This is a genomic window from Ekhidna sp. (assembly GCF_039940915.1).
GTDB lineage: Bacteria > Bacteroidota > Bacteroidia > Cytophagales > Cyclobacteriaceae > Ekhidna.
In genome coordinates, this window is sequence record NZ_JBDVFO010000002.1 from 1,141,960 (window position 1) to 1,165,974 (window position 24,015).

Annotated in this window: 21 protein-coding genes; 10 read left to right on the forward strand and 11 right to left on the reverse strand. The window is 39.4% G+C overall.

The window, feature by feature from the left end; genetic code table 11:
- Positions 1 to 3: 3 nt before the first annotated feature.
- Positions 4 to 2,262, reverse strand: coding sequence for a beta strand repeat-containing protein (locus tag ABJF57_RS10135; protein WP_462236295.1), 2,259 nt, complete (start codon positions 2,260 to 2,262; stop codon positions 4 to 6).
- Positions 2,263 to 2,510: 248 nt separating this feature from the next.
- Entirely contained in the window at positions 2,511 to 4,073 is a 1,563-nt protein-coding gene (locus tag ABJF57_RS10140) for an NAD(P)/FAD-dependent oxidoreductase (RefSeq protein ID WP_462228619.1), read from the reverse strand.
- Between the two features lie 166 nt (positions 4,074 to 4,239).
- Between ABJF57_RS10140 and ABJF57_RS10145 the strand changes: the two genes are divergently transcribed.
- The 4 genes from ABJF57_RS10145 (at position 4,240) to ABJF57_RS10160 (ending at position 7,292) form a co-directional block, all read left to right on the forward strand.
- Positions 4,240 to 4,599 carry a cupin domain-containing protein gene (locus ABJF57_RS10145; RefSeq protein WP_462228621.1) on the forward strand — a complete coding sequence of 120 codons (360 nt, stop codon included), beginning with the start codon at positions 4,240 to 4,242 and terminating at the stop codon, positions 4,597 to 4,599.
- Positions 4,600 to 4,661: 62 nt separating this feature from the next.
- Entirely contained in the window at positions 4,662 to 5,171 is a 510-nt protein-coding gene (locus ABJF57_RS10150) for an RNA polymerase sigma factor (protein ID WP_462228623.1), read from the forward strand.
- Complete coding sequence (locus tag ABJF57_RS10155; protein WP_462228625.1) at positions 5,161 to 5,733, forward strand: hypothetical protein; 573 nt, start codon at positions 5,161 to 5,163, stop codon at positions 5,731 to 5,733. The genes ABJF57_RS10150 and ABJF57_RS10155 overlap by 11 nt, the downstream gene beginning before the upstream one ends.
- 470 nt (positions 5,734 to 6,203) lie before the next feature.
- Positions 6,204 to 7,292, forward strand: a complete 1,089-nt coding sequence (locus ABJF57_RS10160) for a serine aminopeptidase domain-containing protein (RefSeq protein ID WP_462228627.1) — start codon at positions 6,204 to 6,206, stop codon at positions 7,290 to 7,292.
- Between the two features lie 73 nt (positions 7,293 to 7,365).
- Here the strand turns inward: ABJF57_RS10160 and ABJF57_RS10165 are convergent, their stop codons facing one another.
- The gene (locus ABJF57_RS10165; protein ID WP_462228629.1) at positions 7,366 to 7,788 is read right to left on the reverse strand and encodes a GNAT family N-acetyltransferase; all 423 of its coding nucleotides are present in this window, start codon (positions 7,786 to 7,788) and stop codon (positions 7,366 to 7,368) included.
- Positions 7,789 to 7,845: 57 nt separating this feature from the next.
- Positions 7,846 to 9,579 (reverse strand): signal peptide peptidase SppA, encoded by a 1,734-nt coding sequence (gene sppA / locus ABJF57_RS10170; RefSeq protein WP_462228632.1) that lies wholly within the window; start codon positions 9,577 to 9,579, stop codon positions 7,846 to 7,848.
- Positions 9,580 to 9,662: 83 nt separating this feature from the next.
- Between sppA and folK the strand changes: the two genes are divergently transcribed.
- The 5 genes from folK to ABJF57_RS10195 are packed head-to-tail and all read left to right on the forward strand — an operon-like array spanning position 9,663 to position 16,443.
- A complete protein-coding gene (gene folK, locus ABJF57_RS10175; protein ID WP_462228634.1) occupies positions 9,663 to 10,154 on the forward strand; it encodes a 2-amino-4-hydroxy-6-hydroxymethyldihydropteridine diphosphokinase in 492 nt (163 codons plus the stop codon).
- A gap of 1 nt (position 10,155) precedes the next feature.
- On the forward strand, positions 10,156 to 10,902 hold the full coding sequence (locus tag ABJF57_RS10180; RefSeq protein WP_462228636.1) for a sulfite exporter TauE/SafE family protein: 747 nt from the start codon (positions 10,156 to 10,158) through the stop codon (positions 10,900 to 10,902).
- Positions 10,903 to 10,911: 9 nt separating this feature from the next.
- Positions 10,912 to 12,405, forward strand: a complete 1,494-nt coding sequence (locus tag ABJF57_RS10185) for a hypothetical protein (protein ID WP_462228638.1) — start codon at positions 10,912 to 10,914, stop codon at positions 12,403 to 12,405.
- Positions 12,402 to 14,846, forward strand: coding sequence for a YfhO family protein (locus tag ABJF57_RS10190; protein WP_462228640.1), 2,445 nt, complete (start codon positions 12,402 to 12,404; stop codon positions 14,844 to 14,846). The genes ABJF57_RS10185 and ABJF57_RS10190 overlap by 4 nt, the downstream gene beginning before the upstream one ends.
- The gene (locus ABJF57_RS10195; protein ID WP_462228642.1) at positions 14,830 to 16,443 is read left to right on the forward strand and encodes an asparagine synthase-related protein; all 1,614 of its coding nucleotides are present in this window, start codon (positions 14,830 to 14,832) and stop codon (positions 16,441 to 16,443) included. Before ABJF57_RS10190 ends, ABJF57_RS10195 begins: the two co-directional genes overlap by 17 nt.
- On the opposite strand, the gene ABJF57_RS10200 is transcribed toward ABJF57_RS10195, so the two are convergent.
- Entirely contained in the window at positions 16,391 to 17,584 is a 1,194-nt protein-coding gene (locus ABJF57_RS10200; RefSeq protein ID WP_462228644.1) for a glycosyltransferase family 4 protein, read from the reverse strand. The genes ABJF57_RS10195 and ABJF57_RS10200 overlap by 53 nt on opposite strands.
- 162 nt (positions 17,585 to 17,746) lie before the next feature.
- Here ABJF57_RS10200 and ABJF57_RS10205 point away from each other — a divergent pair, with 162 nt between their 5' ends.
- Positions 17,747 to 18,640, forward strand: a complete 894-nt coding sequence (locus ABJF57_RS10205; RefSeq protein ID WP_462228646.1) for an FkbM family methyltransferase — start codon at positions 17,747 to 17,749, stop codon at positions 18,638 to 18,640.
- An 8-nt stretch (positions 18,641 to 18,648) separates the two neighbouring features.
- Here ABJF57_RS10205 and ABJF57_RS10210 read toward each other — a convergent pair whose 3' ends face one another.
- The 6 genes from ABJF57_RS10210 to ABJF57_RS10235 all read right to left on the reverse strand — a co-directional run bounded on the left by ABJF57_RS10210 (position 18,649) and on the right by ABJF57_RS10235 (position 23,905).
- Positions 18,649 to 19,353, reverse strand: a complete 705-nt coding sequence (locus ABJF57_RS10210) for an FkbM family methyltransferase (RefSeq protein WP_462236574.1) — start codon at positions 19,351 to 19,353, stop codon at positions 18,649 to 18,651.
- Positions 19,354 to 19,454: 101 nt separating this feature from the next.
- Complete coding sequence (locus ABJF57_RS10215; protein ID WP_462228650.1) at positions 19,455 to 20,534, reverse strand: DegT/DnrJ/EryC1/StrS family aminotransferase; 1,080 nt, start codon at positions 20,532 to 20,534, stop codon at positions 19,455 to 19,457.
- Positions 20,531 to 20,986 (reverse strand): acyltransferase, encoded by a 456-nt coding sequence (locus ABJF57_RS10220; RefSeq protein WP_462228652.1) that lies wholly within the window; start codon positions 20,984 to 20,986, stop codon positions 20,531 to 20,533. The genes ABJF57_RS10215 and ABJF57_RS10220 overlap by 4 nt, the downstream gene beginning before the upstream one ends.
- Positions 20,983 to 21,213, reverse strand: coding sequence for a cytochrome b5 domain-containing protein (locus ABJF57_RS10225; protein ID WP_462228655.1), 231 nt, complete (start codon positions 21,211 to 21,213; stop codon positions 20,983 to 20,985). Before ABJF57_RS10225 ends, ABJF57_RS10220 begins: the two co-directional genes overlap by 4 nt.
- Positions 21,210 to 23,573, reverse strand: a complete 2,364-nt coding sequence (locus ABJF57_RS10230) for an endonuclease MutS2 (RefSeq protein WP_462228657.1) — start codon at positions 23,571 to 23,573, stop codon at positions 21,210 to 21,212. The genes ABJF57_RS10225 and ABJF57_RS10230 overlap by 4 nt, the downstream gene beginning before the upstream one ends.
- Positions 23,570 to 23,905: a DUF4296 domain-containing protein gene (locus ABJF57_RS10235; protein ID WP_462228659.1), complete on the reverse strand. Its 336-nt coding sequence runs from the start codon at positions 23,903 to 23,905 to the stop codon at positions 23,570 to 23,572. Before ABJF57_RS10235 ends, ABJF57_RS10230 begins: the two co-directional genes overlap by 4 nt.
- Positions 23,906 to 24,015 lie beyond the last annotated feature (110 nt).

Genomic DNA, 24,015 nt, shown 5'->3' on the forward strand with positions numbered 1-24,015 from the left:
CCCTTATTTGAGTGTTCTACTAATTTCGACCCACATGGATCCAATGTATACCAAATGCAGTGTGCTATTTGGATTACCAGGATTAAAAGAAGGAGTTGCTAAGTCAATATTACCTCCCTCATTTACAGCAGCATCACTAAGAGTAACCAGTATAATTTCTTGACCAGCAGTGCCTGCCGCAATATTTGTGATGTTTGCACTTGCTTCAAGGGTAATAATTCTTGATAATGGTGTAAACCCTTCCGCCGCAGCTGCTGCTACATTTGACACGGAACTTACAAGGTTTCCTGTTACTTCAAGGCTGTATCTTGTTCCGGCAGCATCCCCAAGCGTAACCGTATTTAAGCTAGTTGCTCTAGCGCCTGTTCCAATGGCGACTGATCCTGGTGCTGTTGCTCTTGCATCTGAACCAATTGCCGTAGCGCTGAGGGTAGCCTGTGCATCTGTACCAATGGCAATATTATTTGTAGAGTTGGTTGGACCACCTGCAAGAATTGCCCTAGTACCAATTACAATGTTATCTCCTCCAGATACCATGTTTGTCCCGCCTGATTGAATACCGATGGATATATTTCCCCCTGCTGTTGTGAGCCCTGTTGCTACTTGATTTCCAATTAAAATATTTTCATTTCCAGTAGTTATCGCGCCTCCGACTGTTCTACCCAATAATACATTGTCTGCTCCGGTAGATAAAGCCCCCCCTGTACCTGCCATTTGAGTTACCAGATTAAAAGAGCCAATTACGCTTCCAAAGTTTTGCTGCCAGGTTCCAATACCAGCAGCATCTGAAGTAAGAACGTATCCAATATTTGCTCCATCAAAAATCTGAATTGGAGCAGTAGTATTGTCAATTAAAATGGCGGGGTTATTAACTCCATTCATATCATAAAATACACCGCTACCTGTTGAACCTCCTACTCTATCAAATCTGGCTAAATAGGAAGTTGCGCCATCTCCATTGGAACGGACTTCTAAAGCTGGACTATTGTGACCAGGGTTAGTAACTCTAAACAAGCCAGCCCTACCTGCCCCCGTTTGTTCTATATCGAAAAGTGATCCACCGTCTGCAAAGCTGCCTAAAAATGGTAATGTTAAATCATCTACTCCATCGGCAATGCCTGCCGGTACATTCTTGAGTTGACTCCAGTCTAAGAGGTTAGCCGGGGTGTTGATCACTCCTGCACTACCAATCGTTGCACGGTCGCCTAACCATACAGGATCCAATTCTGTCACTATGCCATCGTCTGTGTCGTCAGCAAAGCCGGCAGGAATTCCTGTTAGTTCTGACCAGTCTATTCCATCTTTGATATTCGCTGGCACTGTAGGGTCTGTTTCAGCGGTGAGGAAACCTGCATCGTTGGTCAATAGAGTGATATTATCCCCTGCTATTAAATCATCACTCGCATCAAGGTCAAGATTAGTAGCTCCATTCACAATGGCTACTGCGGAAGCAATGTCGGTCGAAGTTTCTCCTCCTACTTGATCCACGATAAAACCGGAAGAAAAACTTCCAGAAACATCAGCCGCAGTTGGATTTGTAGTCGTTGCAACATCATCGCTAGCGTCTAAATCAAGGTTTGGAGCGCCGGTGATTTTGCTTACATCTACATCATTGATATCTACATTAGTGATTGTTCCATCCGCAATTTCCAACGATGAAACCACTCCAATCGCTATGTTTAGTCCACTTTGATAGTCGCCCTCAATGTCTCCTAATGCTGGTGCTGTATTTAATGCAATATCGTCTGTCTGATCTAAATCAATGTTTGCAGGAATGCCTGTCAATTCAGTAAAATCTACTCCATCCTTGATATTTGCCGGAACTGTTGGGTCTGACTCTGATTGCGTGTCAACATAATTTTTTGTGGCAACATCCTGGGCCGCTACCGGATCTGCAACATTCGTTATTGCAACTCCCCCAGCATCATTCCCCTGATTTAGCACGTTCGCAAGGTTTTGGTTGTCGGTATTGGTTGTCTCCACCCAATTAGGGTTGACCCAGAAATAAAAGGCATTTTCATCACTATCGAATACCATCAAACCATTGTCAGTGGCAGTGAGTGTGGAGTTCATTCCATTTCTCTGTACTGTAGTTATACTTGGCACAAGTAAGCCTTGATTTCCGTTGGGGGCTACCAAGTGCAAGACCGCATTGGGATTGGGGGTTTCTGTGTTTATTCCTGCTGTAAATTCCTGAGCTGTAAGAGATATGCTTATTAAAAGGGTAAGGGTAAGAAGGTTAGCTCTCAAACTGGTTTTCATGACTTTGACTTTAGTGGTAAATTCAAAAATAGGTATTAAATGATGCTGAAAACCGCTGTCTTATTGTCAATTCGACATAAGGTGAGTTTCGTTAGACAGGTTCCCAATCACGACAAATGAAATTTGAGTCAAAAAATCTAAAAAAGTGTGTTAGGGTTTTAAACTGGAAGAAAATTACGTCTTACCTGCGATTAGAATCAGGTGGTGTTTTGCACGTATTTTCAGAATACTTGCATCTCAGAATTGGTTCATTTCTTGTAAGAAGAAAGAACACCTTCCATGCATCTTTCACCATCCATTGCCGCTGAGACGATACCCCCGGCATAACCTGCGCCTTCAGCACAAGGAAATAATTTTTTGATCTGAACATGTTCACAAGATTCCCTATCCCTTGGCATGCGAACAGGTGATGATGTGCGACTCTCCACACCAACAATTTGAGCATCATTTGTGAGGTATCCATTCATCTTTTGTCCAAAATATTGAAATGCCTGACGTAATCGCTTACCAATAAAATGTGGCAGTACTTCCATCATGTCAGCAGGTTGCAAACCTGGCTGATACGAAGTGTCCAGGAGTCTTGAGGAAACTTTACCGTTCACAAAGTCAACCATGCGCTGAGCTGGGGCTACTTGCGTTTTACCTCCCATTTCCCAGGCCTTTTTCTCAACACTTGCCTGAAATTCCATGGCGGCTAGTTCCTCGTATTTCTGATACTCCGAGATATCCTCAAGTTCCACAGCCACGACCATGCCTGAATTGGCAAATTTGCTATCTCGTCTTGAAGGGCTCATACCATTTACAACCAATTCTCCGGGGGAAGTTGCTGCTGGTACAATGAAACCGCCCGGGCACATGCAGAAAGAAAAAACTCCTCTTTCCTTACCTTTTAAGGTAGTCTGCGATACCAACGAATAAGCGGAAGCAGGCAGGTACTCGCCTCTGTCTTTGCATTTGTACTGTATCTGATCAATCAATGGCTGTGGGTGCTCTATCCTCACTCCAAGAGCGAAGGGCTTTGCTTCGATCTTAATCTCTTTTCCCTTGCACAATCGAAAAATATCACGTGCTGAATGACCTGTAGCCAACACTACGGCTACTCCTTTCAATCGTTCTCCTTCTTCTGTTTGAACCCCTTTCATTTCACCATCCTCAATTACGAAATCCACCACTTTGGTATTGAAATGTACTTCTCCGCCAGCAAGCTCTATAGTTTCCCTAAGGGCGGTAACGAGTTTCGGAAGTTTGTTGGTTCCAATATGAGGATGCGCTTCAAATAGTATTTCTGGTGTTGCTCCATGCGCGACCAAAATTTCAAATACCCGACGGATGCTTCCTCTCTTCTTCGAACGCGTATACAGCTTTCCATCTGAGTAAGTACCGGCACCACCTTCTCCAAAACAATAATTGCTTTCCGGGTTCACTAAATGATCTTTATTAATCGCTGCAAGGTCTCTTCTTCTTGCCTGCACATCTTTCCCTCTCTCAAGAATGATTGGCTTGAGCCCTCCTTCTATTGCTTTTATTGCTGCAAAAAGTCCTGCAGGGCCTGCACCGACAATTATTACCGGGTCGCTATTCCTGACATCACGCTCTTGTTTGAAATATTCTACGTACTCAACTTCCGGCTGACTATCTCTTACTTCCACCTGAAGGTTTACCTTGATGGTTTTTTGCCTGGCATCCACTGATCTTCGCAAGATGTTTACAAATTGACCTTTCTTTAGTTTTCCATCGTTCTTCAGGTGTGTTTCAAGAGATTCAGAATTGAATCCAATTTCTGGTGTTACTACAAGGTCATGAATGGGCATGGTGCAAATATCAGTGGAAAGTGATTAGTAAAAAGTGATCAGTTGCTAGATTTATAGAATAATTCACCAAACCTATGACCAAAAGAGATTTCTTCATTCTTCTTATCAAAATATTTGGGCTTTACTCGCTAATCGTGTCTAGACTATTAACTAAACCCTCCATCAAATGAATATTCAAGATTATCTATCTCAGGTCAATCAGTACTTTTCTCCGAAAGTCATTGGGGAAGTAAACGACACCTATGTCAAGGTGGCCAAGATAAAAGGTGAAGATATTCCCTGGCACAATCATACCAATGAAGATGAAGCATTCTTTATCCTCGACGGGGAACTACTCTTTGAGGAAGAAGGGAAAGAACCATTTACGATGAAAAAAGGAGACTTCTATGTAGTAGGTAAGGCTGTCAATCATCGTGTTTCATCGGCAGAAGAATGTCAGATTATGCTTATAGAAAACAAGAGTACAGCTCATACAGGTGAGGTGGATTCTCATGTAACCAAGAGCATTGAGGATCAGCTCAATTAATTTTTTTCTGCTTGTTGTAAGAAATTCTCTTTTGCCTGGACTAGTGGGGTAACGATTCGAAAATGAAAGAAAGCGAACAGCGTAAAATCTTTGACGAATGGCTGGCTGGATACCGGGCGTTACTCTTTAAAATCATCAGGGCCTATGCCTATACCTCCGACGATCAGAACGATCTGTTTCAGGATGTATGTATTCAAGTATTCCGTTCTATACCAAACTTCAGAGGTTCTTCTGCTGTTTCCACGTGGCTTTATCGGATTGCACTAAACACGGCAATCAAATGGAGCACCAAGGAAAAGAAGCACGTAATGGGACATCATGAAGTTGAAAAAATGACGAATGTGCTAATAGTCAGCGACGAGGCGAAAGATGAAAGGGTAGGCTGGCTATACAACCAAATAAAGCAATTCAATGAGATTGATCGCTCTCTGACACTTCTACTTCTTGATGGATATAGCTATAAAGAGATGTCTGAAATGATGGGGATATCCGAAAGCAACATCGGTGTGAAGATTCATCGAATCAAAAAGCAATTAGTAACTAACTCTAAACAATACGAATATGGAGTTTGAGGAAATGCAAAAAATCTGGGATGAACAAAAAGGAGAAACTATGTACGCAATAAATGAAACTGCACTTCACAAAAGCGTTACAAGCAAAAAAAAAGCAGCCAGCAGAAGAATTAACATTGTTGAGATTAGCCTAATGATCATTAACAGCATTGTATCTGTAGTACTGATTACTGATGCAATCCTTGACGAGGAAGGCTTGTGGGATTATGCCGGAGCTGTAATTATGGCGTTGACGGTAGTCTTTTTGATTGCCTTTAGAGTTCGGAGGAAGAAAAATGAGCAAAAATTTGACCGATCAATGCTGGGTGAATTGGATCATGCCATTGCCAATAGCCATTCGATTATTCAAATAGCGACCATCATGATTTACTATTACCTGATACCAGTCGGCTTTTTCACGTTAGGTAAAATGCTCTACTTCGGAGCTTCTTTGGAAAAGTGGTTTTTAATCATAGGGATGTTTGCACTGGCTTTTTTTCTCGTTAGATGGGAACGAAAAGCTCTTCATATCCCAAGAAAGACTCGCCTTGAAGGAATAAAGCGGAAGTTAATGGAGGAATGATTGGTGGTTTTACTGGTCAAAAGTGACTAACTAAAATAAGGTTAGGACTCTTTCTTTCGAATTGCCGTTGCAAGACAAAGCAAAACTTCCATTATCATAAATTCCAGTTTTCGAATTTCTCTGTTCTTTGAAATATGTGCAGCTTGGCTAATCAATCCGACATAAGCTATAAATGATCCTGCAGCAATAACATTCATAAGGAATCTTTTTTAACAAAATACGTCTGCCAATCATCAAGTTTTACCTTCACAAAAACATCACATAAAAAACAGGTTCAATTCTTTTCCACAAAGATTCAGTGACCGAGATTTATTGTGACTAATCATCAATGAAGCTCCTTATTTCGCTGGCCTAAGGTTTATATAATGATGAAATAAATGGATGGTGGTCAAACTGGAGTCGTTTGAATTCCTAGAAGAGAACTAAACGTAGTTCATTAAAACAAAAGAATGTTCCATTAAGTAAATCTTATGAAAAAAATCATATTTAAGAGAAGAATCTGGAAGCGCGTTGGTATTTCTATTTTAGGACTCATGGTCTTACTTGGTCTGGCAATCTTTGCGTTCTGGTTTAGGTTCATGTACTTTCCAACACCGACAGAGGTCGTGCACTTTGAAAGCCAGGGCGTAACACTGGAGGGAACATTGCATTATCCAAGTGATCAAAATGGTCCGTTCGATGTTGTCATCGTTTTACCAGGTTCGGGAAGAGCAACGCGTAGCGCAGGTCCACTGACTGTACAGTCCAAAGAATTTGTGAGAAGGGGGTTTGCAGTCCTCACTTATGACAAACGTGGTATCGGAAAGTCTGGTGGGACATTCAGGAATGAGAACTTCGACAAACTCATTGCCGACATTTATAGTGCAATAGATTATTTGAAATCGAATAATAAAATAAAACCACAAAGCATTGGATTGGCGACAAATTCGGAGAGTGTACTCTTTGGACCCCAGATAGCAAGCGAGAGGAATGACATCTCTTTTGTACACGCTACCGTAGGGTCTACAGTGAGTTTCAAAAAGCTGGCAATGTATCAGATGGGTCATCTGATGCGAAAATGGCATTCAGACCCAAAGGACGTTGAGAAAATCATGAGCATTTATCATGATGTTCTTACTTTCTATAGTAAGTCAGATGGAAATCCTGATTACTTCAACAAAGCAAAGGATGATCTGAATCAAAGAATGTCTGCCGCCTGGAATGAATATGGCGGATCAACGCTTCCTTTTCTTGTTGGTGTGGGTAATTACAATGAAGCCTACGTACATCGAAGAGGTCACAGCAGTGCATATGATCCGCAGAAATACTTCGAACAACCGTTTGAAACACCATTCTTTTATGCCTTTGCTGAACTTGACATCAATATTCCAACAGCTGAGTGCGTGGCTGCTATAGAAAAAATTATGCAAAACAAAAAGCATACGATTGAATACAAAGTATGGGAAGGAGCCGATCACAGTTTAGGGAAAATATTATGGGCTCCATACGGCATTTATCCGCCGGGATATTTATTGGAAATGGGTGATTGGGCTCGTAAAGTAGTTGATGAAGCTAATTAAATAATCAATGGGTGAATCAAGGGAGTTTTGAAGTCCAGTTTGCTTCAAACAAAAATCAAATCAGCTAACTATTTTAAAACTCAATCAGTACAAATTTCTCATCTTCCCTTTTACCTCCAGCAGCAAAATATGCTTTCTGTGCTGCTAAATTTGATTCGTCGGTTAAGACCCATGCTTCCTTGCAATCCAGTTCTTTTCGAGCATATGCGACAAGTTTTTTTACTAGTTCTCGCCCAATCCCACAACTTTGATAAGCATCAACAACTCCAACTTCATCTATGAATAAGCTTGGATCTTTATCAGGGTGAACGTAATGGAGTCCAGAAGCCATGCCTACAACCGCTTGTCCATCATAGGCAAGGAATAAATGATGACGAGAATCGTTCAGAAATTCCTTTGCCCGATGCTCTTTTACCGGATAGTCGAACAACTCATCTCCAGCCTTAATTAATGCCGCTAAATCTGAAATATCTCCTAGTTTGTATGCGATAGACATTTTTAAGATAAAGGTAGCAACTCATCCATTGCACATACCTTCATTTCATTGGAGGGATTAGTAAACCTCTAGGTTTCCAGGTAATCTGGCTTGCAATCCTTTGAGGTTTTCTAGCTCTTTGGCTCCTTTCAGCAACGGATCAGCGTCTAAGCCGAATAGTGTAAACTGAATCTTTGAGTTCATTTTTGACAAGATCTCTTCGATGAATGGTTTCTTCTTTGGATAGTAAGAAACACTGTAATCATCTTCAATATCCGCAGCTCGCGCGGCTATTTCAATTGCATCATTGAAATCACCTAGCATATCCACAAGTCCATTTTTTGCAGCTTGTTCTCCACTCCAAACTCTTCCACTGGCAATCTTTTTCACATCGGCCTGTGACATGCCTCGTGCATCTGCTACTTTCTGTGTGAAAACTTCATAGCCTTCATTTACTCCCCTTTGAATAATCGCTCGTTCCGCATCTCGCAAAGGACGCGTTACCGTATAAATGTCTGAGTACTCTCCAGTCTTCACCACATCGTGGGTTATTCCAATTTTATTTTTCAGAAATTCACCAAAATTGAACCACATCCCAAAAATTCCTATGGATCCGGTAATGGTATTGGGCTGTGCAATGATTGTATCTGCTGGCATGGCGATATAGTAGCCGCCTGAAGCAGCAGCGCCACTCATTGAGGCGATAATTGGTTTTTCACCTTTTGTCAGCATCAACTCTCTCCAGATCATATCTGAAGCAGTCATACTCCCTCCTCCTGAGTTTACTCGCACAACAATCGCCTTAATCTTGTCATTATTGCGGGCTTTTCTAATTTCTTCTGCAAATGTGGCTCCCACAATCCCTTCGTCACCGCCCATGACTATATCACCTTCAGCTACAATAACTGCAATTCGATTGGATGAATAGTTACTTTCTGCAGCTGTTGCCTGAATGTATTTGCTCATCTTCATCGTGCGAAGATCTCTGCTATCACTCAATCCAAGTTTTTCTTTCATGACACTTTTTAGCTCATCTTCATAGCCCAGTTTGTGAATCAATCCCACATCGACGGCATCTTGCGGCAGACTTACCTTCATCTGACTGGAAATATCTTGCAGTTTCTCTACCGGTATCTGAATTGAATTGGAAACATTGCCTAGATAGGTTCCGTACATTGAATTCAACAGTTCGGTATACTGCAACCTGTTTTCAGGGCTTAGATCCTTACGGATATAAGGCTCTACATAACTTTTGAAATCCCCTACTCTAAATACTTCTGGTTTGATGTCCAACTTATCGAACATCCCCTTCATGAAAGTAATATTCGCAGCTAGTCCATTGAATTCAATAGCTCCAGTCGGGTTCAAAAACAAGCTATCTGCAACAGATGCTACATAATAATCCGATTCACTGATGTACTCTCCATATGCATATACAAATTTTCCAGACTCTTTGAAATCTAAAAGTGCATCTCTAATCTCCTGCAGTCCGGCATAGCTGCTGGCTAAATACATTGGCTCGATATAAATGCCTTTGATCCGTTCATCCGTTTTCGCATAGTTAATAGCTGTAATGATATCAAGAAGACTTAGGGGCTTGGGTCCATTTCCAAAAGCATTCAGGAATGGGTCTTCTACCGCTTTCTCCAGAAGGATACCCGACATAGGAAAATGAAGCACAGCGTTTGATTTAACAGTTGGCACTTCATCTGAAGAAGCAGAAGCTACAACACCCACGAGCATGAAGAAACCAATGAAGGTAAAAATGATCAGTCCGAGAATGGTGGCTAAAAGATTTCTTAAAAAAGCCATGTATTTTGATTTGGTACGTTTAGTTTGTCTTTGAAACCCGCAAAAGTAAGACGAGGTTCCTAAACTTTGGATTAAGAAAGTGTATGAACGGAATTTACATCCTGTTAGGCAGTAATATGGGCAATCGGTTGGAATACCTTCGAGAAGCCGAAATATTATTAATTAAGGCTGGAATTGACATCTTAGATGAGTCTTCAATCTATGAAACAGCGCCTTGGGGCAACATAAATCAAGATTGGTTTTTAAATGTAACACTTCAGATAAATACCTCTAAAGAGCCTGAAGCCCTTTTGTCTACATTGCTCGATATAGAACAAGCGCTAGGGAGAATACGAAAAGAAAAATGGGGTGAGCGATGCATTGATATTGATGTACTATACTATCACGACCAACTGATAGCAAAAGAAAATCTAACCGTTCCCCATCCAGGCATACCTGATCGGAGGTTCACACTTATTCCTCTTGTAGAAATGTGCCCCTTAGAATGTCATCCAAAAACCGGAAAAACACAGATGCAAATGCTTGCTGAATGTTCGGATGAATTAGATTGCAAACTCACAGACTACAAGCTCTAACATGTCTTTACTTGAGGGTATTCTTTTGGTTGCTGCTGGTGCATTTGCCGGTTTCGTGAATAGCATCGCGGGAGGTGGATCATTGCTAATTATGCCATTACTGATTTTCATGGGATTGCCGTCAGCGGAAGCTAATGGAACAAATAGAGTAGCCATTTTCATACAAAACATCTTCTCAGTAGCTGGATATCGAAGTAAGGGTATTTACGTTTTTCCATTCGCGATCTATTTGGCCATACCGGCAATCATCGGTGCAATTATTGGTTCAAACATTGCTGTTGACATTAGCGACCAGATCTTTAATCGGATACTTGCAATTGTCATGCTTGTCGTTATGGCCATATCCATTTTTCGCCCACCCATTAAAATCAATCCTGAGGAACTGCTTTCAAAAGGTAAGATTTGGACAAGTGTTGTGGTCTTCTTTTTTCTCGGCATCTATGGAGGATTTATACAAGCAGGAATAGGCTTTCTCGTTATTGCCACACTCACGAGCATTCATGGCTTCAACATGGCTAAGACTAATAGCATAAAAGTTTTCGTGATCTTATGTTATACCGCAGCAGCCGTAACGGTATTTTACATTGAGGGTAAGATTCAATGGGAATATGGATTGGTGCTTGCGGCAGGAAATTCGGTAGGCGCCTGGGTCGGCAGTCGCTGGTCAGTAGGAAAAAGCGACCGATTGATTCGACTGATTCTTTTGGTGATGGTCGTAGCGCTTTCCATTAAATTGTGGTTTTTCTAAATAGTCAATGTGGGAGTAGTAATTAAGCAAAGTTTTTGGGGGACGGTCATTGCCTATATAGGAGTCATCGTTGGCTACTTAAATGCGCTTTACTTTCGAGCAGAATATTTTGACCTAGATCAGATTGGTTTGTTTACCTTAATCACAGCCAATGCCATGATTATTTCTCCCGTATCCTCATTTGGAATGGGGAGCTCTCTTCTTAAGTATTTCCCGAACTTTCAAAATGAAAATAGAAATCGATTTTTCACCTTTCTTTTACTCATTACACTTCTGGGCAATGCATTGATCCTGGCCATTGGATACTTGATGCGTGATCTAATTGCAGCCAGATATGCTGATTCTGCCCCCACATTTATCAACTTCCTATCCATTACTGCCATCATTATTGTTTCTAACAGCCTCTTTGAGCTATTCTTTGCCTACAGTCGTATCATCTTGAAAATTGTATTTCCATCATTTTTACGAGATATATACTTAAGAGTAGCTTCACTTCTACTCGTCTTTGGTTATGCCGTACACTGGTGGAGCTTTAATGACGCGATCATGGGATTAGGTCTCGTCTACCTTCTAGCATTTATCATATTGTTCCTTCAAATTATTTTGATTCATAAACTAAGATTCGATTTCCATTTTGGAATTATCACAAAAGAGTGGAGAATAAAATTGATGAAATTTGGCTTTTACTCAATGTTAATGGCAGGGAGTTTTGGCGTGCTGAATAACATCACCTACGATCAGATCACAATCACTTTGGGATCAGAAATGAATGGCATTTTTACCACCTGTTTTTTTATTGCCATGATAGTAGAGATGCCAAGACGAAACATGGCCAATATAATTGCGCCCATCATATCTAAGCAATTGAAAGAGCAAAACATGGTCGAGGTTAATAAGATCTATAGAAAAAGTTCTATTACCATGTCAGTTATAGGTTTACTGCTTTTTATGGGGATAGCAACCAACCTAAACGACTTGTTTGATTTTATACCTAAAGGGGATTCTTTCCAACTTGGATTTTGGGTTGTCATATATGTCTGCACCGCAAAATTGGTGCTAATGGCGTCCAGCTTTGCCAGCGAAGTAATAAATTTTTCGCACCTGTATAGATACAATCTGCTCTTTCAAATCCTCGCAGCAATAACTCTGATCTCTTTAAATGTAATATTTATACCAATCTGGGGATTAAATGGGGCGGGAATCAGCTACCTGATAACTATTCTATTTCACAATATTTTGAAACTGACCTTTGTAAGGTATCACTTTGGGATACATCCCTTCATGAAATCTCATGTTCCTCTGGCAATAATTGGAATCGTTGTTTCAACTATTGCATTTCTCATTCAACCTCAATTACATCCGATAATTAATATTCTAATTCGTTCAATACTTACCTCAGTTGTATTTATTTCGCTGATATATCGTTTCAGAATATCTGATGATATCAATAGGCTGATTCATGCTACTTTTGAACGTTTCCTTAAAATCAAGCTTACAAAATGAAAAAAATTACTAAGGATCTTTTCCCTCATTTACTGTCTTTTCTCATATTCTTCATTCTTGTAGCGGTGATTTTTCACCATGGTCTATTTTCGGAAAAGGTGCTGAATCAGCACGACATTTTGCAGTGGAAAGGAGGAGCTCAAGAAGCTATCGATTATCGAGACACCAATGAAGAAGAAGCTCTTTGGGTCAACTCTATGTTTTCGGGAATGCCGGCATATTTAGTTTCAACAAAATATTGGGGTGATTTAACACAACATGTTCAAACGCTTATAAGCTTGGGCATACCTAGGCCGTATAGTCTGATTTTTCTTGCCATGGCCTGCTTCTATATTTTACTCAAAACATTCAATGTAAATAGCCTTGTTGCTTCGCTTGGGTCCATTGGCTATGGGGTATCAACTTTCATGACCATTGGCATAATAGCAGGGCATAATTCACGCATTGCTGCCATTGCGTTTCTTCCTTTGGTAATAGCTGGAATACGATTGGTTTTTGATGGTAAGTATAAATGGGGGTTTGTCCTCACTGCGCTAGCCTTGGCTCTAGAAATACGCGTAAATCACCTTCAAATTACGTACTACTTATTGCTAATTATTGGAATTTATGGAATCAGTGAATTAATACAATCTTTTAAAAAGAAGGATATCAAAAGTCTCAAATTAAAAGTTCCAATTCTTTTGCTTGCAGCTACTCTTGGCATTGGTGCCAATTTTGGAATGCTGAGAACGATCACTTCATACTCAAAATACTCCATGAGAGGTCCGAGTGAATTGGACAATCGATTGTCAGGTCTTGAGAAGTCCTATGCATTCGAGTTTAGTAACAGTATCGCCGAGCCCTTGGTTTTGTTCATTCCTAATTTCTTTGGTGGAGCTTCAAATCAAGAATTATCCGATGGATCTAATTTGGCTAAGCAATTAAAAAAGAGAGGGTTGTCTCGAAATCAAGTGAAACAAAACATACAATCCGTTCCTACCTATTGGGGAAAGCAGCGCCTATCCGCTCCATACTACATTGGTGCCACCTTGATTTTCTTGTCCGTACTTGCAATTTTTACTGTAGAAAAAAAACATCGAAACTGGATTTTGGTTGTCACTGGCTTAGGTATAGTATTAAGCTGGGGAGAAAACTTTCAATTGGTCAATTATTTTTTATTCGATTACTTACCGGGCTACAACAAATTTCGATCCGTCACTTTCGTGATTATTCTTTCCATTTTTGGAATTGCACTTCTTGGTTCATTAGCACTTCAAAAGGTGCTTATTGAAGATAAATTGCCAACGTTTAAGCAGTTTGTGATAGCTATCGCCATAACAGGCGGATTCGCTTTAGTCGCTGCAATTCTTGCAGGGATGGGCTCATATAAAGGAGCAGCAGATGATCAACTATTAGCACAACAAATTCCAGACTGGTACTTAGATGCTATTAGAGACGATCGTCAAAGATTGCTGAGGATTGATGCGATGAGATCGGCCTTTATTGTGTTTATTTCTGCGACGATCGTTTGGCTACATCATAAAAAGAAAATGGCTTTCAAGACCGCAATCTTTATACTTATTGGGGTGGTATCAATTGACCTTATTTCAGTGAATAAACGATATGTGAAGAAAGAGGCCTTTCAAGAAAATGCAATTAACAACTACTTCAAACCCACCCCTGCTGATGAGGTGATCTTACAGAATAATACTTCGGGATCTCGAGTACTCAACCTTCAAGGTACATTCAACGAGTCAAAAACTTCATACCTACATTCTTCAATTGGCGGTTATCACGGAGCTAAACTCGGAAGGTATCAAGATTTGATCGTGAGAGGAATTAGTCCAGAAATGAATGAACTCATAAATGACCTTCAGTCCGGGAGTCCTCAGTTCTCATCCTACCATATCCTAAATATGCTGAATACAGGGTTCTTAAAATATGGCCCGAATCCGGAAAATGTAATTCAAAATCCAAGTGCCAATGGAAACGCTTGGTTTGTGTCTACTATAGAAAAGGTATCGTCTCCTATCGAAGAGATTAGCAAGGTGATTGAAATTGATACCAAAACAACAGCCGTCGTGGATGTGTCTAAGTTTGACATTCAATTAAGTAAAATAATAACAGGACAAGGAGCAATCAATTTGGTTGAAAAATCACCCAAAAAACTTACTTACCAATCTACTAACTCAACAGATGCATTTGCTGTTTTTTCTGAAATCCACTATCCAGATGGATGGAAAGCCTTCATTAATGATGAAGAAGTTCCGATAATTCGTGCTAACTATGTTTTGAGAGGGCTAACGGTTCCTGCAGGACAAAATGAAATCGTTTTTACGTTTGATCCTAAAGAAGTGGCCACAGGCAATTTGATCATGCTAATTTTCAGCTCAATTATTATTCTATGTTTTGGATCTATGATTGTGTTTTCGTTGATAAGAAAAGATGAAAGCAAAGGTTGAATTTCGAACAGAAAAGTATCACTTAAATATTTCAAAAGAATTCATTCATGATGATCTCTATGAGGACAATCAGCTGATCGTTTTTGTAAGAGGTAATGGTTATTGGACTAGTCCTGCGAAGTGGCTCAATTCAAAAGACATAGCCATTCTTCATCAAACTGCAAACCTCAAACTTGATGAAATTGATGGTACTTTCTCCATTGCAATTCAGGATAAGAAGAATGGTGAGCTTAAACTGTTTAGTGATCATTTAAATTTTTTTCCTTTTTACTACAAAAAACTCAAAGGCTCATTCGTGATTTCGGATTCATTGGCATCTTTCAAGGATGAAGAGTTAAACGAGCTTGGTGTTACAGAAATGGTGGCATTAGGGAGCGTATTAGGTGAAAAAACCATTTTCAATGGTGTAAATAAATTTCCAGGAGCATCTATAACGATAATCGATAATCATGGGGATTTAAAATTCAATCAGTATTGGAAGTGTACAACAATACCCACTTCGGAGAAAGAGTTTAGAGAAGTATTTTCGGAAACACTTCGATTGATCCCTAAACTATCATCTTCTGCTAGCCTTACGCTAACGGCGGGGTTAGATAGCAGAATGGTACTTTCTCAATTAATAAAAGATGACATAGAAATCAACACTTTCACTTTTGGTCACCCCAAAAGTGACGATATGAAAATTGCCTCAAAAATTGCTGAGAATTTTGAGATAAATCATACCGCATATAAGATGCATGCTCAAAATGATGAATTTACTCATTTACTCCATACCCTTCTAGAAGAGAATCAGCAATACACGGATGGTATGATCAATAGTCTCAAATCTTTGCATACGAACTATTGTACGCGTAAAGAAGCTGAGGCGCATGACATGATAATAACAGCCGGAGGGGAATTAGTCTACTCCCATTATGCAGAAGTTCCAACGATTAAGAAAAAGGATAACTCCTCAATTAAATCCATTGCCAATTTCCTGATCGACTTCAACATCGAAAGTAAACTGATATCTTCAGATATTCTAAGAGAGATAAAAGATGACCTCACTAAAATACTTTCAAGATATAATTTTGATAACAATCAACTTTACTATGATGCCTTCTATCTAGAAAAACTCACTTCATTAACCGCTTATACCCTACAAATCATTTCAGCTAAAACAAGAGTTTTCAATCCGATTTTTGCTAAAAAAATGATAGGTCACAGTTTAGGATTACCAGCTAGATCCAGGAGAAAACGAAATTTTCAAAGACGGTTGATTGTCGAAAATAATAGTCTGATGAATAAATATCTCGTCAATGGTTTCAAAGTCGTAATTCCAACGCTAAAAACGTACACTATTGCTAAAATTGCCTATGCTTTTAGATTGTGTAAGAAGGGGATTAACAAAATAATGAAAAGAGAAGTTTTTATGATGAGCTACATTCAATACGCTAACTTTATTGACAAGAACGCTGCATTAATGGAATTAGTTAAAGGTGATTTATCTCTTGAACAACTCATTGATTTCAAAAAAAATAGACTTAAGAGAACTAACCTAAACCTTAAGATTTTGAATCACTGGATAAGTAAAAATCACGAAGATCCCGAGAAGTAGATTCAAAATTTAAACTCAGCATGACTGCATTCTTACCATTCTCCCCCATTTCTATTCTTCCTTTTCCATTATTATACAGAGCTATTACTTTTTCAGCAAAATCAGCAACTGAATCAGCTTCGTGCACTAAGCCACACTTGTTCTCTTCAGCAATTCGTTTTTGCGGTGGACAATCGCTAACCAGTATTGGCTTCCCAATAGCCATGTACTGAAATATCTTATTTGCAAAAGTAGTATCATGATGCAGGTTTCTTTTTAGCGGCGATATACACACATCTGATGCGGCAATGTATGCTGGAAGTGATTCAGGAGGCATCCATCCACAAAAATCAACCAAATCCAAAAGGCTATTATCTTCCGCGTAAGTCTTTAATGTTTGATCTTCCGAGCTTGCTCCAACTAGCAAAAGTTTAACCCTTGGGATTTGTTCTTTGATCAATCTTAGAGACTCTAGTGCCAGAAGTGTTCCTCTTCTTATTCCAGTATTCCCTATATAAAGGATGGTGAAAAATGAGTCATATTTTTTTTCTTGATCTTGGTCTTCCACCTTAAATACATCTGGATGAAGTGTGTTAGGAACTACTAAAAATTTCGAGTCATTGATGGGAATCTGTTTAGCGTAATAATTCTTTGCTTCTTCTGTCACGACAACTACCCTATCAAAATTTTTAATCAAATCAAATTGAGCTCTTCTCCACCTGTTTAGATTGATCAAAAGCGATCCTGGAATTTTTTTTGTATGAGGGTAATATTCCATTATTTCAGGTCTATTCTCATGTAAATCAAGGATCTTAACAAGATCCATTTTCCCAGTAGCTTCCAATATACTCTCCGCTATTACCATATCGTGAACATGTATCGCATCAGGATTAACTTGTCTCAAAAAGGACCTTATCTTAGGCTTAACTAACCATTTGTAGAACGGTAAATCATAAGCAAGAGCAGAAAACTTATAGATTAACCAACTCGCTTTGAATCGGTGAATGGTCAGAAAACCAAAATCTTCTAAATCAACTTCGAATGATTTGTAGCAAAGAGAAAATAGATGGATATCATGTCCATCTTTGGCAAGGCTTCTTGCTTCATTCTCCACCCTTGCATCAGGTGGAAAATCCATATCCAAAATCATTGCAATTTTCATCTATAACATCTTTGCTTTAGCCAGTAAAATAGGCCTACTATATTCGATTACAAATAAATGGTTTTCAGTTAAGAAGATATGGTTAATTAAGAATCAAAAAAAAGAAAGTCGAGAAGCGGAGGTTCAAAATTTCATTAAAATTGTAAGACACAATTGTCAAAAATGCTTCAGCTTATATATAAAACCATTTATCATCCTTCAATTAATTATTTGCTTAGGAATTTGAATAAAGCATTGTTTCCTCGCTTTTTCAAAATACCTCCATCTGGGAAAATGAAGGTGGAAATTGGAGGTTTTAGTTTCACCTTCCACATGAATCAAACAAGCTATTTAGCCAAACTTATTTTCTGGAATGGTCCTGAGAATTTTGAGTATTCTGATTTGTTCGTCAGTCTGGCAAAAAAAACTAAACGATTTTTAGATATTGGATCGAACATAGGATATTATTCAATCATAGCTGCAAAGTCAAACCCTCACATAGATGTTATTAGCTTCGAACCAGCAGCAGGACCACTTCATTATTTAAAAAAGAATATAAATATTAATAAGATTGATCAGAATGTTAAAATAGAATCTTATGCCATTGCTGATCATGAAGGCACAATAGAGTTTCATGTGGTGTACAATACAAAATATCGTTTTCTCAAGCACAATTTAGCAGGTGAAGGAAATGCAGGTTCAAAATTAGACCCATCGAGATTTACACCCATACAAGTTGAAGCTATGACGCTAGATCATTATTGTAATATCAACAGCGTTGATAGAATAGACCTCATCAAATTGGACACAGAAGGGACTGAAGTGGATATTTTATTGAATGCTAAGGACACCATAGAACGAAATCAACCGATAGTGATATGTGAAACACTATTCAATACAATAGAGGATAAACTAGAGGAGGTTATGCTATCTCACAATTACCTGTTCTTCAATCACACCTCAAAAGGTTTAAAACAGGTAAAAAGTATTAAAAGAGATGAGGATGATGGTATTCGAAATTGCTTTTTTGTACCAAAGAGTAAAGTTGATTTAATTCAAGAATATGTTTTCGAGTAGGCTATTCGTTAAATACCAAAGCAATTTTCTTTAAGGTAAAATATAGAGGTAGCCCATTCTTTATATCCTATCGGGCCGTGACCTACGAAATCAATTCTTTTGAATCCCTTTTTTATTAAATAATCGTATCCGTCCTGATATTCTTTGCGATCTGAATTATCCCAAATAATCACGCCATCACTCTTAAGCGCATCCACTGCATTAATGCCGCAATTGACACGATCTGCTCCGTCTACTATAACAACATCAAACTTCTCTTTATACGGTAGTATACTTTCACTGAATTCACTATTTTCTGAGTTCTTATACAGATACTCAACATTTTTTTTTGAAGATAACTGCGGCTGAAGTAATTCAAAAAAGTCTCTATCGCTTTCAACCGAGATTATCAACTGAACCCTTTCACTAAAAAAAAGTGTAGAATTCCCACTTCCAAATTCGAAAATCTCGAAGTTCGATTTGAGTCTCTCCTTTACAAATTCAATAGCGGGGTAGGTAAGCCACGGAAGGCTATCGCCATCTTTTGTCACTGGTCGTTTGGTTCTTCTGCTTCGCGTCCATCCCTTTTCATCCAGGTAAAACTTTGTAATAAAGTAAACATCCAAAAAGGATGAAGTCATGATATTCTTACGAAGAATACTCTTGAACTGCCTTTTGAGCATAAAGCGATTGAATTTTTGGTAGTATAGGAATGGCTTTGACCTTTCCTGCATACAAAGTTATTCACTCTTGGTTGCTCTGAATCAGTAATTTTCAATTTTCACGAAAAATTATTGAAGTACTTCATCACCCGATGTACCTAGCAGAAGAACAGTTACAATACCTCACACACCCAACCCACCTTCTCTTCGCTCAATTCAGCAAACATTGGCATGGACAAAATCTCCTTGCAAAGCTTCTCTGCCACAGGAAAATCCCCTCGCTCATGCCCTTTGTACTCGTAACTCTTCAGATGTGGCAATGGGGTTGGGTAGTGAATGGAGTAGCCAATATTTGCTTCTTTGAGTTTCAATATTAGGTCTTCCCTTCTTGTAGATTGAATAACATAGAGATGAAAGACATGCCTCATATTTTTAGGCACTATAGGTTTTACAACTCCTTGAAGTTTAGCATCGTACCATTTTGCTATTTGAATTCGAGCATTGGTCCAACCTTCCAAATATGGGAGCTTGGCTTTCAAAATAGCCGCTTGCATGGTGTCCAACCGGCTATTTCTTCCCACAATCCGATGATCATGTTTACTAATCTGACCATGGTTCGCCAACATCCTACAGGTTTCAGCTAACTTATTGTCATCTGTTACAATCGCGCCAGCATCACCATAGGCGCCCAAGTTCTTTCCAGGATAAAAGGAAAAAGTAGCAATATCACCAAAAGTACCTACGCTCTTACCATCAATTTCTGCACCATGAGCTTGAGCGCAATCTTCTATTACAAATAGCTCATTCTTACGAGCTATTTGCATAATTTTCTCTATTCTGGAGGGAAGACCATAAAGGTGAACAGGAATGATAGCTTTGGTTTTCGCTGTGATTTTTTTTTCAATCAATGCAGGATCGATTGTTCGCTCATCCTCCAGCACATCTACAAAAACCGGCTCTGCTCCCACGCCATTCACTGCTCCCGCTGTACTCATCCATGTAAGGGCAGGAACAATGACTTCATCCCCCTCTCCAATACCAAGTGACTTCAAAGCAATTTCAATTGCATCTGTACCATTGGCCACTCCTATACAATGGTTGATGCCAACATACTTCGCAAAGTCAGATTCAAATGATTTGACAATAGCTCCACCAATAAAAGAGGTCTCATTGATCACTCTGGCAATAGCTGAATCAATATCTTCCTTAATGGACTCATATTGAGCCTTTAAATCAACAAAGGGTACGCTCATAAACTTCTTAATTTCTTAGCAGGATTCCCAGCATAAACTCCCGATTCGGTGATGTCCTTGGTGACAACCGTTCCCGCACCGATCACCACATTATCACAAATAGAGACGGGCAATACGGTAGCATTTGACCCTATGGAAACATTGTTTCCGAGGGATGTTCTTTTCCATTTGGAAGTATCACCTCCTGCTGGCCCTCCAGATGAAAACAGATCGTTGATAAACATAACACCATGTCCGATGAAACAATCTTCTCCTATCGTAACAAGCTCACAAATGAACGCATGAGATTGCACCTTGGTCCTGGCGCCTATTCGTACATTTTTCTGAATCTCAACAAATGGACCAACAAACACATTTTCCGCCAGCTCGCAATCATACAGGTTGCTCGGCATCACCACTTTTACACTTTCATGTGCCCGTACATTCTTTATTCCTGATTCGATAATCTTCATTTGGTTAGCTGTCCAATCACCTGTAATTTCTCAAAAACTTTTGTATCGTGAGGAGCATCTTGCAATTCTTCAGTCAAATCCTGTCCAGCCCAATGTTCATAATGTTGTCCGTTTTTCCATAATTTGGAATCCGTGACATCATAAATGATCCCTTGGTAAGCAATCCAAATCTCTTCCCGATCATTTCCATTTCTCAAGGCCAGTTGGCTGCTACTAAATTTCTTCATTGTAGTTTAATCACAGATATACCTGCTCCACCTCTATCAGCATGTTCGTCCTCAACACTCGCAATGCTGGTATGTCCCTTAGTTACGTTTCTCACAATCTCACGAAGAACTCCATGCCCTTTACCATGAACAATCCGAACTTCATCAACTCCTACTAAAAGAGCTTCATCTATGAACGTTTCAACCTTATTCATTGCTTCATCTGCTCGCATGCCACGTATGGAAATTTCGTGCTCAAAATTGGCCATCTTGTGACTTATGTCAATCCCCAGTTTCTTTACTTTCTTTTGGTAGCTGACCAGTGGATCAGCATTCGCTTTTTGCAGTTTGTCGGTTGAAACAATTGACTTCATTGATCCAAAGAGCACCTCTGCTTGCTTTCCTTTAATCTTTTGAATGACCCCAGTAGTCTCCTGCCCCATCACTCTAACAGGATCGCCTACTTTTAAACTAGGCTTAGAAGAGGTGTCAGACTTTTCTTTGAATTTGGATTTTTTCTTATCCAATTCCTGCCGGGCTGCTTTGGTCCGTTCCTTAGACGCTTTGCTTTCCTTGATCTCGCGAATTACTCGCTCTACATCTTTATTCGCATTCTCCAGAATATGGTTTGCTTCTTTCTTAGCTTCCTTGATGATCCGCTTCTTATCTTCCTCAAGCATGCTTCGTAAATCTTCATAGTCTTTGCGAACCTTTACAATATCAGATTGATCCTTCTCAAGTTTCTTGGTTAGTTTCTCAAAGCGCGCTTTTTCCTTCTCCAGCTGATTGAGCAGCTGATCGTATGCGACATGGGAACTTCCTATTTTCTTTCGCGCTGATGTTATGATATCAGCCGGAAGTCCAATTTTGCCAGCTATTTCAAAAGCAAAAGAGCTTCCCGGCTTTCCTACCTCTAGTTCAAACAGTGGCTCCAAAGCATCCAAATCATACTTCATAGCACCATTGATTAAACCTGCTGTCTCATCGCCCACCTTCTTAAGGTTTTGATAGTGAGTAGTCACTATTCCAAAAGCTTTCTTCTTGTTCAATTCAGAGAGAACAGACTCCGCGATGGCTCCTCCAAACTGAGGTTCAGTTCCCTTTCCAAATTCATCAATCAAGAACATGGATTTCTTATCCGTATGCTCAAGAAAGTACTTCATTGAAGTCAAATGAGAACTATAAGTACTGAGATCGTCTTCGATGGATTGCGTGTCTCCAATATCAATAAAGATGGATGAGAACACACCCATTTTACTTTCCTCCTTGACTGGGACAGGAAGACCTGTTTGAAGCATATACTGAAGCAAGCCTACTGTTTTTAAGGCGACCGATTTCCCTCCTGCATTTGGTCCCGAAATGATCAAAATACGTTTTTCATGGTCTAGCGTAAGATCCAATGGCACCACCGACTTTCCGCTTTCTTGGTGAGCAAGAAGCAATAGAGGATGAAACGCGTGTTTCAACGAAAATTGAGTTGAATTGGTCGTTTCGGGTATTACTCCACCAATCAATTCGGCTAAAAGTGCTTTTGCATGGATAAAATCAAGCTTTTCCAAAAGCCCTGCTCCTCGTTTAAGTTCAGAAAGATTGGCGCGCACATGATCAGATAAGGATATTAGTATGCGAATTACCTCACGCTTTTCAGCATATTTTAATTCTCGTACTTCGTTATTCAAGTTTAAAACTTCTCCAGGCTCTAAATAAACTGTTTGCCCAGTAGCCGACTCATCGTGAACAAATCCTTGGATTCTCTTTTTATGCTCTGCTTTTAGCGGAATGACCAAACGTCCATCTCTAACGGTAAGCGTACTGTCGTCATCAGTGAATTGATCCTCTTTTGCTTTTTTCAGTATTTTCTGAATTGCTGAGCGTACCGCTCTCTCAGATTTAGCAATTTTTGACCTTATTTCTGAGAGTTCTCGAGAAGCAGAATCTTTAACCTCTCCTCTATCGTCTATGGCTTTATCAATATGAATGGAAAGATTGGGATCAATAGCTATGCTGCTTGATAAAGCAAATAACTCTTGAAAGTCATCTCCTTTTTTTTGAAAAAAATGAATCCAGGAAGTAAGCGTCTTTACTCCCCTTTTCAATTCGTGAAAGTCTTGAGGGTCGAGAAAAGATCCAGGAACCTTTATTCGGACAAGGTAGTCGTCCATATCTGGGAATTCGAATGAAACCTTCTCATCGGAGCTCCCCTTAAGCTGAATCATTTCTTTGGCTTGACTTAGCCATTTCATCAACACATCATAACTCTCAGTTGGCTTAGCTTTTTTAGCAAGTTGCTCGCCTCGTACACTTTGACAAAACCCAGCTAATAGAGTTCTTATCTGATCAAAACCTAAATTTTGCTCGATATCCTGTGGATATACTTTCACTTTCTATACAATTTCTCTTTTGCCATCAAAGAATCTACCACAGCATTATAAATTTTTTGAAATTCATTGGCATTGTCAACATAATAATTAAAACTCCGCTCATACTGATCTTGGTTAATTTCAAGATCCTTAAACAAAAGCCTCTCATAATGATCATAGACGGCTTGTGCACTATCGCGTGGATCAATCGTCAGCTTGCTGATTCTCGCTTCCAGCAGATGAATTTCAATCATCGCTTTCGTCATTTTTTCCTTGCTCAAAAGATCTTCAGGTACGTCAGAAGTTGAACAAGCACAAAGTATTACAAGAGCGGTTAAAAAAATGTTTCTCAAATCAGTCATTAAATTCGTGAAAATATAATTTTGAAGGTCAAAGGTTGTTTGATCATTAGCAAAGATCATACATGCATAGCAATTATCAATAATGCCATATTAATGCCAAA

Bases quoted from the DNA above. Each gene is read 5' to 3' on its own strand.
- ABJF57_RS10135 (WP_462236295.1), bottom strand. From the start codon at position 2,262: ATGAAAACCAGTTTGAGAGCTAACCTTCTTACCCTTACCCTTTTAATA.
- ABJF57_RS10140 (WP_462228619.1), bottom strand. From the start codon at position 4,073: ATGCCCATTCATGACCTTGTAGTAACACCAGAAATTGGATTCAATTCT.
- ABJF57_RS10145 (WP_462228621.1), top strand. From the start codon at position 4,240: ATGAATATTCAAGATTATCTATCTCAGGTCAATCAGTACTTTTCTCCG.
- ABJF57_RS10150 (WP_462228623.1), top strand. From the start codon at position 4,662: ATGAAAGAAAGCGAACAGCGTAAAATCTTTGACGAATGGCTGGCTGGA.
- ABJF57_RS10155 (WP_462228625.1), top strand. From the start codon at position 5,161: ATGGAGTTTGAGGAAATGCAAAAAATCTGGGATGAACAAAAAGGAGAA.
- ABJF57_RS10160 (WP_462228627.1), top strand. From the start codon at position 6,204: ATGAAAAAAATCATATTTAAGAGAAGAATCTGGAAGCGCGTTGGTATT.
- ABJF57_RS10165 (WP_462228629.1), bottom strand. From the start codon at position 7,788: ATGTCTATCGCATACAAACTAGGAGATATTTCAGATTTAGCGGCATTA.
- sppA (WP_462228632.1), bottom strand. From the start codon at position 9,579: ATGGCTTTTTTAAGAAATCTTTTAGCCACCATTCTCGGACTGATCATT.
- folK (WP_462228634.1), top strand. From the start codon at position 9,663: ATGAACGGAATTTACATCCTGTTAGGCAGTAATATGGGCAATCGGTTG.
- ABJF57_RS10180 (WP_462228636.1), top strand. From the start codon at position 10,156: ATGTCTTTACTTGAGGGTATTCTTTTGGTTGCTGCTGGTGCATTTGCC.
- ABJF57_RS10190 (WP_462228640.1), top strand. From the start codon at position 12,402: ATGAAAAAAATTACTAAGGATCTTTTCCCTCATTTACTGTCTTTTCTC.
- ABJF57_RS10195 (WP_462228642.1), top strand. From the start codon at position 14,830: ATGAAAGCAAAGGTTGAATTTCGAACAGAAAAGTATCACTTAAATATT.
- ABJF57_RS10200 (WP_462228644.1), bottom strand. From the start codon at position 17,584: ATGAAAATTGCAATGATTTTGGATATGGATTTTCCACCTGATGCAAGG.
- ABJF57_RS10205 (WP_462228646.1), top strand. From the start codon at position 17,747: ATGCTTCAGCTTATATATAAAACCATTTATCATCCTTCAATTAATTAT.
- ABJF57_RS10210 (WP_462236574.1), bottom strand. From the start codon at position 19,353: ATGCAGGAAAGGTCAAAGCCATTCCTATACTACCAAAAATTCAATCGC.
- ABJF57_RS10215 (WP_462228650.1), bottom strand. From the start codon at position 20,534: ATGAGCGTACCCTTTGTTGATTTAAAGGCTCAATATGAGTCCATTAAG.
- ABJF57_RS10220 (WP_462228652.1), bottom strand. From the start codon at position 20,986: ATGAAGATTATCGAATCAGGAATAAAGAATGTACGGGCACATGAAAGT.
- ABJF57_RS10225 (WP_462228655.1), bottom strand. From the start codon at position 21,213: ATGAAGAAATTTAGTAGCAGCCAACTGGCCTTGAGAAATGGAAATGAT.